Source organism: Serratia sp. LTN-2, assembly GCF_059740205.1.
In genome coordinates this window covers 17,699-30,614 of record NZ_JCAXDO010000005.1, presented here as the reverse complement: position 1 = coordinate 30,614, position 12,916 = coordinate 17,699, and the positions used below count along the sequence as shown (strand labels likewise).

Sequence of the window (12,916 nt, the reverse complement as noted above, 5' to 3'; positions counted from 1 at the left end):
GCGGACGCCGGCCCCGTGATAGCCGAGGTTAGAGTGTATCGACTTCGATGCGCAGACTGTCGTGGCGCCAGTATTCAATATCGAAATCGAGGATGCGGCCGTGCTGATCGTAATTCAGTCGACGCAGCAACAAGGCGGGCAGGCCGACCATGGCGCCGAGCGCATTGGCGGCGCGGTAAGGCAGGGCCGTCGGGTAGAACGACAGGTGCATGTTGCTGTAAATCAACGAGTAATGCTGCTGATAGACCTCGGTCAGGCTGCCGTTGAGATCGTGGCTGAGCAGTTCCGGCACCCGCTGCGGCAGGCAGTGATTTTCGCAGTAGCAGATAGCGCGGCCGTCGGCGTAGCGCACGCGGCGCAGCAGATACACCTGATCGAACGGTTCGAGCGCCAGCGGCTGCATGACGTCGAGCGGCACCGTGGTTTTTTCGCCGGACAGCAGCGCGGTGCGCGGCGTGCGCCCCTGCTCCTGACACAGACGGTGGAAGTTGGTGTTTTGCGTCGGGTCCAGCCACAGTCGCTCCGGCGTGACGAACCAGCCGCGGCGATCGGCTCGATAGATGGCGCCGGTGGCTTCCAGCTGCGCCAGGCTTTCGCGGATGGTGACGCGGGTGGTGGAGAAGATGGCACACAGCTCGCGCTCCGAAGGCAGCTTGTCGCCGGCCTGCAGCGCGCCGCGGGTGATGCGCGCCTGAAGCTGATCCTTGATCTGCAGGTAGTGGGGCATATCGCCCTGATGTTCTTTCATTTCATCTCGCTATGGCATCGGCCCGACATTCCGGCACGCGCTTATTATACATAGCCAGATGAATTTTTTGTTTCACCGCGCTTTGTCGTTTGACCGGGGCAGGAATTTGCCGCCACAATGAGTGCAATCTGGTATAGACCAAATAGGTGAATAACATGTCCGACCGTAACTACCTGCTGTTGACCCCCGGCCCGTTGACCACCTCGAAAACGGTGAAAGAGGCGATGCTGTTCGACAGCTGTACCTGGGATGAAGATTACAACCTCGGCGTGGTGCAAAGCATCCGCCAACGGCTGGTGGCGCTGGCGACGCCGTCCGCCGGCTACACCTCGGTGCTGCTGCAGGGCAGCGGCAGCTTTGCGGTAGAGGGCGTGCTGGGCACGGTCATCGGCCCGCAGGACAAGCTGCTGATCGTCAACAACGGCGCCTACGGGGCGCGGATGATCGAAATGGCGCGGCTGATGGATATCGACCACCACGCCTTTGACTGCGGCGAGGTGAATGAACCGGACGTGGCGGCGATGGAAGCGGTGCTGAAAAGCGATGCGCGCATCAGCCATATCGCCATGGTGCACTGTGAAACCACCACCGGCATGCTCAACCCGCTGCAGAAGGTGGCCGGCCTGGCGGCGCGCAACGGCAAGACCTTTATCGTCGACGCCATGAGCAGCTTCGGCGGCATCCCGTTGGATGTGGACGCGCTGGGCATCGATTTTCTGATCAGTTCCGCCAACAAATGCATTCAGGGCGTGCCGGGCTTCGCTTTCGTCATCGCCCGCCGCAGCGAACTGGAAAAATGCGCCGGGCGTTCGCGCTCGCTGTCGCTCGATCTGTACGCCCAGTGGCGCTGTATGGAAGACCAGGCCGGCAAATGGCGCTTTACGTCGCCGACCCATACCGTGCTGGCCTTCGCGCAGGCGCTGAAAGAGCTGGAGCAGGAGGGCGGCATTGCCGCGCGCCACCGTCGCTATCAGACCAATCAGCGGCGGCTGGTGGCGGGCATGCGCGAACTGGGCTTTGAAACCCTGCTCGATGAGGCGTTGCATTCGCCGATCATCACCGCGTTCTATTCGCCAAAGGCCGACACTTATCGCTTCGCCGAGTTTTATCAGCGCCTGAAGCAACAAGGCTTCGTGATTTATCCCGGTAAAGTGTCGCAGAGCGACTGCTTCCGCATCGGCAACATCGGGGAGATCTACCCGCAAGATATCGAACGTTTGCTGGCGGCAGTCGGGCAGGCGATGTACTGGAATCAATAAGGATTGACCATGAAACAGATCAACGCCGTAATCCTCGACTGGGCCGGCACCACGGTGGACTTCGGCTCCTTTGCGCCGACGCAGATTTTCGTTGAGGCGTTCAAACAGACCTTCGATATCGACATCAGCCTGGCGGAAGCGCGTATTCCGATGGGGCTGGGCAAATGGCAGCATATCGAGGCGCTGGGGAAACTGCCGGCGGTCGACGCGCGCTGGCGGCAGCGGCTGGGGCGCTCGATGAGCCACCAGGACATCGACGCGCTGTATCAGGCGTTTATGCCGCTGCAAATCGCCAAAGTGATCGACTTCGCCGATCCCATCGAGGGCGTGCCGCAGGTGATTGCCGCTTTGCGCGAGCAGGGGATTAAAATCGGTTCCTGCTCCGGTTATCCGCGCGCGGTGATGGAAGTGCTGGTGCCCGCCGCCGCAGAGCGCGGCTACGCGCCGGATTACTGGGTCGCCACCGACGATCTCGCGGCCGGCGGCCGACCGGGGCCGTGGATGGCGTTGCAGAACGCGATCGCGTTGGGTATCGATGCGGTGGCGCATTGCGTGAAGGTGGATGACGCGGTGCCGGGCATTGCCGAAGGGCTGAATGCCGGGATGTGGAGCGTCGGGCTGGCGCTGTCCGGCAACGAGTTCGGCGCCACCTGGCCGGAGTATCGACAGATGGCGGCGGGCGAGATAGAGCGCCGCCGCGCGGCGGCCGCCGATAAGCTGTACGCGGCGGGTGCGCACTATGTGATAGACACGCTGGCGCAATTGCCGGCAGCGATCGCCGATATCAACCGGCGGTTGGCGAAGGGCGAGCGGCCGTAACGACCGAACGCGGGGCATAAAAAAACCGGGGATAATCCCCGGTTTTTTCGTTATGAGACGGCGTTAGCGATGCGCCAATTCGACTTCGTCTTCGCTGTCCATCACGGCTTTGTCGGTTTGCTTCATCAGCTGGCTGGTGATGGTGCCTGCCGCCATGGAGCCGTTGACGTTCAGCGCGGTGCGGCCCATGTCGATCAGCGGTTCGACCGAGATCAGCAGCGCGACCAGCGTCACCGGCAAGCCCATCGCCGGCAGCACGATCAGCGCAGCGAAGGTGGCGCCGCCGCCCACGCCCGCCACGCCGGCGGAGCTGATGGTGACGATGCCGACCAAGGTGGCGATCCATACCGGATCCAGCGGGTTGATGCCGACGGTCGGCGCAACCATTACCGCCAGCATCGCCGGGTAGAGGCCTGCACAGCCGTTCTGGCCGATGGTGGCACCGAACGACGCCGAGAAGCTGGCGATGGATTCCGGTACGCCCAGACGACGGGTCTGCGCTTCCACGTTCAGCGGAATGCTGGCGGCGCTGGAGCGGCTGGTGAAGGCGAAGGTGATCACCGGCCACACCTTGCGGAAGAACTTCAGCGGGTTAACGCCGGTGAAGGCCAGCAGAGCGGCGTGTACCACGAACATGATGGCCAGGCCAATGTACGAAGCCACCACGAAGCTGCCGAGTTTGACGATGTCGTGAATGTTGGAACCGGCGACCACTTTGGTCATCAGCGCCAGCACGCCATATGGCGTCAGTTTCATGACCAGACGCACCAGCTTCATCACCCAGGCTTGCAGGGTGTCGATGGCCACCAGCACGCGCTCGCCTTTCGGCTTGTCGTCTTTCAGCAGCTGCAGCGAGGCCACGCCGAGGAAGGTGGCGAAAATCACCACGCTGATGATCGAAGTCGGGCTGGCGCCGGTCAGGTCGGCGAACGGGTTTTTCGGAATGAACGACAGCACCATCTGCGGCACGGTCAGATCGGCCAGTTTGCCCACGTAGTTGGTCTGGATCGCCGTCAGACGCGCGCTTTCCTGCGCGCCCTGCACCAGGCCTTCGGCGGTCAGGCCGAACAGGTTGGTGACCAGCACGCCCACCAGCGCCGAGATCAGCGTGGTGAACAGCAGCGTGCCGATTGTCAGAACGCTGATTTTACCCAGAGAAGAGGCGTTATGCAGTTTGGCGACCGCGCTCAGGATCGAGGCGAACACCAGCGGCATGACGATCATTTGCAGCAGTTGCACATAGCCGTTGCCGACGATGTTGAACCAGCTGATGGATTCTTTCAGCACCGGGTTGTCGGAGCCGTACACCAGCTGCAGGCCCAGACCGAACACCACGCCGACCACCAGGCCGACCAGCACTTTTTTCGCCAGGCTCCATTGCTTGTGGCGGGTTTGCGCCAGCAGCAAAAGGAGCGCGACAAACACCAGCACGTTAATCACGAGCGGAAGATTCATCCCCAATGTCTCCAATAATCTTTCTTATAAAAACGACTACGCATCACGTATGTCGCGATGTAAATATCGTAACAGTTTGCTGAGTGGGCTACTTATATCCAAATGGAATTTGATATAGCTTTTTGCGCGTTTTTGTTCTTTTTATATACGCATGGGTGATGGGTTGAACGATTTTTTGTGATCAGAGCCTGATATTTCTGATTTGCTCGACATAGGATTGCACCGGGAGGGTGAAATCACCTTGCCAGCAGATGGCGAAGGCCACCAGGCACAGACACAGTACGCGCTCCAGTTGGTTGCCTTTTTGCGAGTTGAGCAGCGGCAGACGAAAACGCCAGCGGCACGGCCACAGCAGCGGAACGCCGGCGGGGGTGAGCATATCGGCCAGCAGGTGGCTGAAGTAGCCGATGATCATGGCGTGCAGCGCATCGGCCGGGATCGGCCAGCTGCGCGGCACGTCCAGCTGAAACAGCGCCATGCCGCCGGCGATCGCCAGCAGGCTGTGGGTGAAACCGCGGTGGCCGAAGGCGCGGGCGATGGGAATGGCGAGCCAGCGCAGACGCTGGCCCAGCACCGACTTGGGGTGATCGATGTCCGGCAGCAGCGAGGTCAGCAGCGCAGCGGGTATGATGTGCCACCAGTCGCCGGTAGCCAGCTCTGGCGTCACTTCCGCCTTCTTGGCGAAGATCGCGCAAGCGACAGAGAATATAAGATGTCCTTCCGCGGTCATGCTGTTGCGATTCCGGCTGGTAAACTGTTAATTTATCCAGTATATGGGGAAATTCCCAGTAGTGGAAGCAGTTACCCTGTAACCAATTGTTTATTTTCCCCGGTTTTACAACGGCTTGTTACGCCAATGCGTAACAAATCATCGATTTTGACGGGCGAAAACAAAAAGGCGGCGCTGGAGAGAGTGAAACGGAAAGCAACGAGGGCGGTTTTTCGGTGTGCGGCGGGAGGAAGCGGCGGCCTTGAACAGCGCTGCGTGGCAGTGACAGCGCTGCGCGGACCGTCGCTTTCCCTGCCGTCCAGCATAATGAGAACGTCACGGCAATTCAATAATAATGAAACGGCGTTTCGTTTATTTTGCGGCACGGATCTCTTGGCCGGCTGCGATGAGGAAAACCAGGGCGCCGGTGGCCGGCGCCGCAGGATCAGGCGAAGTGGGCGGGAGTAAGCTGTTCCAGCGTCTCCAACTGGTGGTCAGCCAGCGCCCAGCGCGGATCGTGGCGGTATTCGGCGGCCGGGATCACGATGGAGCGCATGCGCGCGGCTTTGGTGGCGATCATGCCGTTGAAGGAGTCTTCCAGCGTGATACAGCGCAGCGGATCGCTGCCCAGGCGTTCGGCGGCGATCAGATAGACCTCCGGGTGCGGTTTGCTGTACGGCAGGTATTCGGCGGAAACCAATTGATCGAAGTAGCCTTCAAGATCGAACATCTTCAGTACCTGCTGTTGCATGTGCAGCGGCGAGGCGGAGGCCAGGCCGACGTTCAGCCCCTGACTGCGGCACAGCTCCAGCGCCTGCCGGACGCCAGGCAGCAGCGGGCGCGTCTCGTGCACCAGCTCGATGGCGCGCTCGATAATCCGTGCCGACACCTCATCGAGCGAAACCCCTTGCCAGGGCATCGCCTGATACCACATTTTCACCACCAGATCGATGCGCAGCCCCAGGGTGTCCGGCAGCTTGTGACGATCGGACAGATCCAATCCCAGCGCGCCGAAGATATCCAGCTCGGCCTGCAGCCACAGCGGTTCCGAGTCGATCAACAAGCCGTCCATATCAAAAATTGCGGTTTCAATGCGTTGCGAATAAGCCATTAGCGGTTAACTCCTGCCGGCGCGGATGAATGAATGTGCCCGACACTTTATCATCGCCGACGGAGAGACTAAAACCTTTGCCTGCGCGTTGGGTTTTTGCCAAAGCGCAGAATAGTCCACATCTCGCGCAGCTTAAGCCACCAGCGTTGGTGTTGGCGCTCGGAGACCTGTTGCAGCATGCGCGCATAATCCAGCACCAGCCCCGGCGTCCAGGTCATGCTTTCACCGCGGCTGCGCAGTACCGCCAGCATCCACAGATTGGGATCGAGCACCAGCAGCAGAAAGCGGCGCCACAGGTGTTTATCGCCCAGCACGCCTTCCAGCGCGCTGTCGAGCGCCGCGATGACCGTGGTGGAGCAGTTGCGCCGTGTCAGGTTGTAGGTGTCGTCCTGCCGATAGCGCAGCCAGAACGCGCGCAGCGCCGCCGGGTTATAGCGACAGAACTGAATTTTTTTGTCCGGCGGGCACCAGGCGGCGATCTCGCCCGGCAGATCGGGCAGGAAACGCCCGTCGACGTTGTTTTGTTCGCCGGCGTGCAGCAGCTGGCGGAAATCCTGAACGGAATGGCTGATGTCGTTGAGCGGGTAGTGACTGATATACACGTCCGGCGCGAGCGCCAGAGCGGCATGGCCGGTGGAGATATTGCCGCCACCGTCGACCGCCGCGATATATCGATCGACGATGTAACGCCGGCGTGGATCTTTAGCCGCGCCAAGCGGTGTCCAGACATACACCGTGAGCGGCGTGGCCTCCGAGGTCGGGGGCGCTGGCCGCTGCGCTGGGGGCTGATTCAGAGAGAAGCTCGTCAGTCTGCGGGCGATGCGCAATAAAGCCCAGCCGGAAAGCACCATCATCACCCCGAGGCAAAAGGGTACCGTCATCCGATGCGGCGCCGGCCAGCCGACAAAAATCATCAACGAAAGCAGGATCTCGCCGCCGCCCGCCAGCGCCACGGTCTTCCATCGGCTGTGTTGAATCACCGTGGAGGAGGCGATGCGCACGGCGCCGTCAAGCAGCAGCGCGCTGCCAAACATCACGGTGGCGACGATGTTATCGTCTGCGGGCACGTCCAACATTAAAAAGGCCATAAACACGAAGCCCAGCCCCTTAAGCAGCACCGGCCGGCTGGCGGAGGAACCGATCACCAGCGCGGCGGATATCGCCACCAGCCCCTCCAGCGCCAGGATGACCGCCAGCGCATCCAGCGCCAGCATGGACCGGCCATCTTGCAGGATGTCGAACAGCATCAGCGCCCCCGCGGCTATCCACAGCCAGCCGAACAGCACCAGCAGGCGGCGCTGGCCGTGCAGTGCCTGCGCGCCCAGCAATAAGATAATCAGTCGAATCATGGCGGCCTCTGCCCAAAGGGATAGCGTTATCTTTTCAATATTTCAATAATAGTGCCCGGACATCGTTAAGCAGTTGATTTCGGCGAATTCGGCTAAGCTTGTAGCACAGCGGGAATGAAGAAAACGGTGGGCGAGTTTCGCCAACTGCAGGTAGACTTAGCCGATTCGGTTACGTCGCTAACAAGGGGAACACATGACGTATCAACAGGCCGGGCGTATCGCCATTTTGAAACGCATTCTCGGATGGGTGGTTTTTATCCCGGCGTTGCTGTCGACGCTGATTTCCGTGCTGGGCTTTATCTATCAGCACAGTGAAAAAACCAAAGGCATCAACGCAGTGATGCTGGATTTTGTCCACGTGATGGTGGACATGGTGCGTTTCAATACGCCGTTCCTGAACCTTTTCTGGTACAACTCGCCGGTGCCGGACGTGGATAAAAGCCTGTTCAGCGGCGCCAATTTGATGTTCATCATCATCTATATACTGATCTTCGTCGGGCTGGCATTGCAGGCTTCCGGCGCGCGCATGTCGCGCCAGGTCAAGTTCATTCGCGAAGGGCTGGAAGATCAGATGATCCTGGAGCAGGCCAAAGGCAGCGAAGGGCACACGCGTCAGCAGTTGGAGGAACGCATCACGCTGCCGCACCACACCATTTTCCTGCAGTATTTCCCGCTGTACATTCTGCCCATCGTGATTGCGGTGATCGCCTGGTTCGTGATCCGCCTGTTGGGGCAGTTGGCCGGCGCGGCCTGAACCCTGAACGGGGCGCCGATCGGCGCCCCGGAACCTGATTACGACGCTTCCGGCTGCAGCAGCGCCTCTACCGCGCGCTGCGCCGCCACCCAATGCTGGCCGCCGAACAGGTTGCTGCGGTTGAGCAGGTAGTACAGCTGATACAGCGGCTGACGCTCGATAAAGCCGGCCCCCAGCGGCCATACGCTCTGATAGCCGTCGTAGATCTGCGGCGGCAGCTCCGGATACAGCGGCAGCATCGCCAAATCGCACTCTCGGTCGCCCCAGTAGCTGGCCGGATCGAACAGTATCGGCCCGTTGGCGGTCATCGCGCAGTTGCCTGGCCACAGGTTACCGTGCAGCAGGGAAGGCTGCGGCTGGTGGTGCTGCAAGCGCAGATACACCCGATCGACAATGTCGTCGATGTCGCCGAAGGTCATGCCTTTCTCCGCAGCCAGCTGCAGCTGCCAGCCGATGCGCTGCTCGGCGAAGAATTCCGACCAGCGGCGTTGCCAGGCGTTGGGTTGCGGCGTGGTGGTCAGATCGCTGTCGAAGTCGAGACCAAACTGCGGCTGCTCGCTCCACTGATGCAGATGCGCCAGCTGCTGGCCCAGGCAGTAGGCGCCGTGGGCATCGAGGGGTTTCAGCTGCTGATACTCCAGCAGCAGGAAGCTGTAGTCGCGATCGCTGCCGACGCCGTACACCTCCGGCACCCGCACGCTTTTGCTGCGCGCCAGCAACGCCAGCTGATCGGCCTCGGCGGTGAATATCGGCAGTTGTTCACGGGCGTCGCATTTCACGAACACCTCGTTGTCACCGTAACTCACGCGCCACGCCGGGTGAATGTCGCCCCCGGGCAGTTCAATCCTTTCGCGTATCTCTGCGCTGCCAAGATGTTCACTTAACAGACGGCTAACGGCTTGCCACATGGTATTTCCCCCTCTGTGCTGCCTGATAATTCATTAGGTTAGCGTCTTTCCCTTGGTGAAAACACGACGCGGCGCACAGCCGGCGTCAAAGGCGGCGATTTTTTCAGCGCCTCGCCAGCTCAAAGTATATACCCTATTGATTAATTTAAGCGCAATACCGATTGCAACTTGATGACAACGACGCAATGAGCGGGGGGAATGTGATGCGGCGAGCAGAAGGCTTCGCCGCATCGGGGGAATTAACCGCCGGTGAGCGCGATTTGGTTACGCTGTAACGGGCGTAATTTACTGTACAACAAGGCGATCACGAACAGCACGGCCTGCACGATGACGATGCAAGGCCCGGTTGCGCCGTCGATGTGGAAGCTGATCAGCGTGCCGAGCACGCAGGAGAACACCGACACCACCGTCGCCACCATCAGCATGCGATCGAAGCGACGGCACAGCATGAAGGCGATGATGCCGGGGGCGATCAGCATGGCGATCACCAGGATCACCCCCACGGCCTGCAGCGAGGCGACGATGGTCATCGCCAGCAGGCACAGCAGCCCGTAGTGCAGCAGCTTGACCGGCAGGCCAATCACCCGCGCATGGTGCGGATCGAAGCAGTACAGCATGAAGTCTTTGCGCTTGAGCAACACCACCGCCAGGGTGATGCCGGCGATCAGCAGGGTTTGTTTCAGTTCGCCGTCGGTGATGCCCAGCATGTTGCCGAACAGAATGTGGCTCAGATGCTGGTCGGTGTCGATGCGCGAGAACAGCACCAACCCGAAGGCGAACATGCCGGAAAAGACGATGCCCATCACCGTGTCCTCTTTCACCCGGCTGTTCTCTTTCAGGTAGCCGGTGGCTACCGCGCAGAAGATGCCGGAGAGGAAGGCGCCAATCGCCAGCGGAATGCCGACCACGAACGCCACCACGATACCGGGCAGCACCGCGTGCGAGATGGCGTCGCCCATCAGCGACCAGCCTTTGAGCACCAGATAGCAGGAGAGCACGGCGCACACCACGCCGGTGACGATGGCGGCGACGATCGCCCGCTGCATGAACGGGTAGGCGAAGGGTTCGCTGAGCAGTTGATACAGGGTGTCCATCAGCGGCCTCCGGTTTGCGATTGCGCCACGCGGCGTTTGGCCGCCAGCAGGCCGTGTTTCGGCGCGAACAGGAACGCCACCAGGAACACCAGCGTTTGCAGGGTAACGATCACGCCGCCGGTGGCGCCATCCAGGAAGAAACTCAGGTAGGCGCCGACGCCGCTGGTCAGCGCGCCGATGATGATGGCGATGATCACCAGCCGGCTGAAGCGATCGGTCAGCAGGTAGGCGGTGGCGCCCGGGGTGATCACCATGGCGATCACCAGAATGGCGCCGACGGTTTGCAGCGCGGCGACGGTGCAGGCGCTGAGCAGGGTGAAGAACAGGATCTTCAACCGCAGCGGCGACAGGCCGATCGACACCGCGTGGCTTTCGTCGAAGAACACCGCCAGCAGGTCTTTCCACACCAGGCACAGGATCAGCAGCGAGACGCCGATGATGATCTCCACCTGCAGTACGTCTTCGTCGGCGATGCCGAGGATATTGCCGAAGATGATCGACTGTACGTTGACCGACGTGGGGTTGAGCGACACGATCAGCAGGCCGACAGCGAAGAAGGTGGAGAAGATAAAGCCGATGATGGCGTCTTCGCGCAGCCGGGTGATGTGGCGCACCAGCGTCATCGCCAGCGCCGCCAGCATGCCGGTGAAGAAGGCGCCGGCGGCGTAGGGCAGGCCGAGGGCGTAGGCGCCGGCCACGCCGGGTACCACCGAGTGCGACAGCGCATCGCCCATCAGCGACCACCCTTTCAGCATCAGGTAGGCGGACAGGAACGCGCAGGCGGCACCGACGATGGCGCTGACCCAGATGGCCTTCACCATGTAGTTATAACCGAAAGGTTGCAGCAGAAGGTCCAGCATCAGGATTGTTTCTCCCTGGCCTGGCTGTTGGCCGGCGGATCGCTCTTGGTATGGCCGTAGAACACCGCCGGGCGCTCATCGTCGGTCAACACCGTGACGGTGCGCGGATCGTTATCGTCGTGCAGATCCGGGCCGGAAAGGTTGATATGGCGCAGCACGCCGCCGAACGCCTGCTCCAGGTTGCTCTGGGTGAAGGTGGTTTCGGTCGGGCCGGCGGCCAGCACCGTGCGGTTGATGAGGATCACCCGATCGCAAAACTCCGGCACGCTGCCGAGGTTGTGGGTGGAGACCAGAATGAGATGGCCCTCGTCGCGCAGCGCGCGCAGCAGCTCGATAATCGCATTCTCGGTTTTCACGTCCACGCCGGTGAACGGCTCGTCCAGCAGCAGCACCGTGCCCTGTTGCGCCAGCGCGCGCGCCAGAAATACGCGCTTCTTCTGGCCGCCGGACAGCTCGCCGATCTGCCGGCCGCGCAGCTCGCTCAGGCCAACGCGCTCCAGCGCCTTGTCGACCCGCAGCCGATCCTCACGCGACGGAATGCGCAGGAAGTTCATCTTGCCGTAGCGGCCCATCATCACCACGTCTTCTACCAGCACCGGGAAGTTCCAGTCGACGTCTTCGGTTTGCGGCACGTAGGCGATCAGGTTCTTTTTCAGCGCGTCCGCCACCGGTTTGTCGCTCAGCGACACCTGGCCGGCGGTGGGCCTGACCAGGCCCATGATGCTTTTGAACAGCGTCGACTTGCCGCTGCCGTTGACGCCGACCAGCGCGCAGATCGAACCGCCGCTCAGGGTGAAGCTGGCGTTATGAATGGCGGTGTGCCCATTGTTGTAGGTCACGGTTACGTCGTCCACGTTCAGCTCAGGGCGGACAAACGGCTCATGGCTCATTGATCGAATCCTTTGGCGATGGTTTGCACGGTGGTGTTAAGCAGGTCGATATAGGTCGGCACCGGGCCGTCGCGGGTGGACAGCGAGTCCACGTACAGCACGCCGCCGTATTTGGCGCCGGTTTCTTTCGCCACCTGTCTGGCCGGCTTGTCGGAAATGGTGCTCTCGCTGAACACCACAGGAATATGGTGAGCGCGCACCGCGTCGATCACCCGGCGCACCTGCTGCGGTGAGCCTTGCTCGTCGGCGTTGATCGGCCACAGGTAAACCTCTTTCAACTGATAGTCTTGCGCCAGGTAGCTGAAGGCGCCTTCGCTGGTCACCAGCCAACGCTGCGCGGCCGGAATGCGCGCCAGGCGTTCGCGCAGCGGGGCGTCTAACGCGCCGATTTTCTCTGCGTAGGCCTTGGCGTTGCGGTTATAGGTTTCCGCGTTGGCCGGGTCGTGCTCCACCAGCGCTTTGCGGATGTTTTCGATATACACCAGCGCGTTGCTCGGCGACATCCAGGCGTGCGGGTTCGGGTTGCCGTTATACGGCCCTTCGCGGATCGGCAGTGGGGTGATGCCTTCGGTTACGACCGCCGCCGGCACCTGTTTGATGTTCTCGAAGAAACGTTGGAACCAACGTTCCAGGTTCATGCCGTTCCACAGGATCAGGTCGGCGTGCTGTGCCTTGACGATGTCGCGCGGCGTGGGCTGGTAGTCGTGGATCTCGGCGCCCGGTTTGGTGATGGATTCCACCACGGCGGCGTCACCCGCCACGTTCTGGGCGATGTCCTGAATGATGGTAAAAGTGGTCACCACGCGCAGCTTTTTTTCCGCCAACGCGTTTTGGCTGGCCAAGGCGGCGCCAAGCAATAAACAGGCGAGCGTGAAGGGGCGCAACAGTGCGGCGGCGCGGGGAAGGCGACCGCGACGAAAAACGCAATTAATCAAAGGCATGATGACGTCTCCTGGTTCA

Annotated in this window: 14 protein-coding genes; 3 read left to right on the top strand and 11 right to left on the bottom strand. The window is 61.2% G+C overall.

The window, feature by feature from the left end:
- Positions 1-28: 28 nt before the first annotated feature.
- Positions 29-748, bottom strand: coding sequence for a phosphonate utilization transcriptional regulator PhnR (phnR, locus tag AC6BYQ_RS12005; protein WP_019454892.1), 720 nt, complete (start codon positions 746-748; stop codon positions 29-31).
- A 155-nt stretch (positions 749-903) separates the two neighbouring features.
- Between phnR and phnW the strand changes: the two genes are divergently transcribed.
- Together phnW and phnX are read left to right on the top strand one after the other, a co-directional pair.
- Entirely contained in the window at positions 904-2,007 is a 1,104-nt protein-coding gene (gene phnW, locus AC6BYQ_RS12000) for a 2-aminoethylphosphonate--pyruvate transaminase (protein ID WP_019454893.1), read from the top strand.
- Between the two features lie 9 nt (positions 2,008-2,016).
- Positions 2,017-2,826 carry a phosphonoacetaldehyde hydrolase gene (gene phnX, locus AC6BYQ_RS11995; protein ID WP_019454894.1) on the top strand — a complete coding sequence of 270 codons (810 nt, stop codon included), beginning with the start codon at positions 2,017-2,019 and terminating at the stop codon, positions 2,824-2,826.
- Between the two features lie 63 nt (positions 2,827-2,889).
- Here phnX and AC6BYQ_RS11990 read toward each other — a convergent pair whose 3' ends face one another.
- The 5 genes from AC6BYQ_RS11990 to AC6BYQ_RS11970 all read right to left on the bottom strand — a co-directional run bounded on the left by AC6BYQ_RS11990 (position 2,890) and on the right by AC6BYQ_RS11970 (position 7,450).
- Positions 2,890-4,281: an L-cystine transporter gene (locus tag AC6BYQ_RS11990; RefSeq protein ID WP_019454895.1), complete on the bottom strand. Its 1,392-nt coding sequence runs from the start codon at positions 4,279-4,281 to the stop codon at positions 2,890-2,892.
- 181 nt (positions 4,282-4,462) lie between these two features.
- A complete protein-coding gene (locus tag AC6BYQ_RS11985) occupies positions 4,463-5,011 on the bottom strand; it encodes a metal-dependent hydrolase (protein WP_049212644.1) in 549 nt (182 codons plus the stop codon).
- Between the two features lie 71 nt (positions 5,012-5,082).
- Positions 5,083-5,376 carry a hypothetical protein gene (locus AC6BYQ_RS11980; RefSeq protein WP_498056909.1) on the bottom strand — a complete coding sequence of 98 codons (294 nt, stop codon included), beginning with the start codon at positions 5,374-5,376 and terminating at the stop codon, positions 5,083-5,085.
- Positions 5,377-5,435: 59 nt separating this feature from the next.
- The gene (gene hxpB, locus AC6BYQ_RS11975) at positions 5,436-6,101 is read right to left on the bottom strand and encodes a hexitol phosphatase HxpB (protein ID WP_019454897.1); all 666 of its coding nucleotides are present in this window, start codon (positions 6,099-6,101) and stop codon (positions 5,436-5,438) included.
- Between the two features lie 68 nt (positions 6,102-6,169).
- Positions 6,170-7,450: an HdeD family acid-resistance protein gene (locus tag AC6BYQ_RS11970; RefSeq protein ID WP_432525255.1), complete on the bottom strand. Its 1,281-nt coding sequence runs from the start codon at positions 7,448-7,450 to the stop codon at positions 6,170-6,172.
- A gap of 193 nt (positions 7,451-7,643) precedes the next feature.
- On the opposite strand from AC6BYQ_RS11970, the gene AC6BYQ_RS11965 reads away from it, so the two are divergent.
- A complete protein-coding gene (locus tag AC6BYQ_RS11965; RefSeq protein ID WP_004931453.1) occupies positions 7,644-8,204 on the top strand; it encodes a YniB family protein in 561 nt (186 codons plus the stop codon).
- Between the two features lie 38 nt (positions 8,205-8,242).
- Here the strand turns inward: AC6BYQ_RS11965 and AC6BYQ_RS11960 are convergent, their stop codons facing one another.
- The 5 genes from AC6BYQ_RS11960 to AC6BYQ_RS11940 form a co-directional block, all read right to left on the bottom strand.
- Positions 8,243-9,112: a fructosamine kinase family protein gene (locus AC6BYQ_RS11960; protein ID WP_025159926.1), complete on the bottom strand. Its 870-nt coding sequence runs from the start codon at positions 9,110-9,112 to the stop codon at positions 8,243-8,245.
- Positions 9,113-9,351: 239 nt separating this feature from the next.
- Positions 9,352-10,206: a metal ABC transporter permease gene (locus AC6BYQ_RS11955; protein WP_498056908.1), complete on the bottom strand. Its 855-nt coding sequence runs from the start codon at positions 10,204-10,206 to the stop codon at positions 9,352-9,354.
- On the bottom strand, positions 10,206-11,066 hold the full coding sequence (yfeC, locus tag AC6BYQ_RS11950) for an iron/manganese ABC transporter permease subunit YfeC (RefSeq protein ID WP_019454901.1): 861 nt from the start codon (positions 11,064-11,066) through the stop codon (positions 10,206-10,208). The genes AC6BYQ_RS11955 and yfeC overlap by 1 nt, the downstream gene beginning before the upstream one ends.
- Positions 11,066-11,956 carry a manganese/iron ABC transporter ATP-binding protein gene (locus tag AC6BYQ_RS11945; RefSeq protein WP_019454902.1) on the bottom strand — a complete coding sequence of 297 codons (891 nt, stop codon included), beginning with the start codon at positions 11,954-11,956 and terminating at the stop codon, positions 11,066-11,068. The genes yfeC and AC6BYQ_RS11945 overlap by 1 nt, the downstream gene beginning before the upstream one ends.
- Positions 11,953-12,897, bottom strand: a complete 945-nt coding sequence (locus AC6BYQ_RS11940; protein WP_019454903.1) for a metal ABC transporter substrate-binding protein — start codon at positions 12,895-12,897, stop codon at positions 11,953-11,955. Before AC6BYQ_RS11940 ends, AC6BYQ_RS11945 begins: the two co-directional genes overlap by 4 nt.
- Positions 12,898-12,916: the final 19 nt, after the last annotated feature.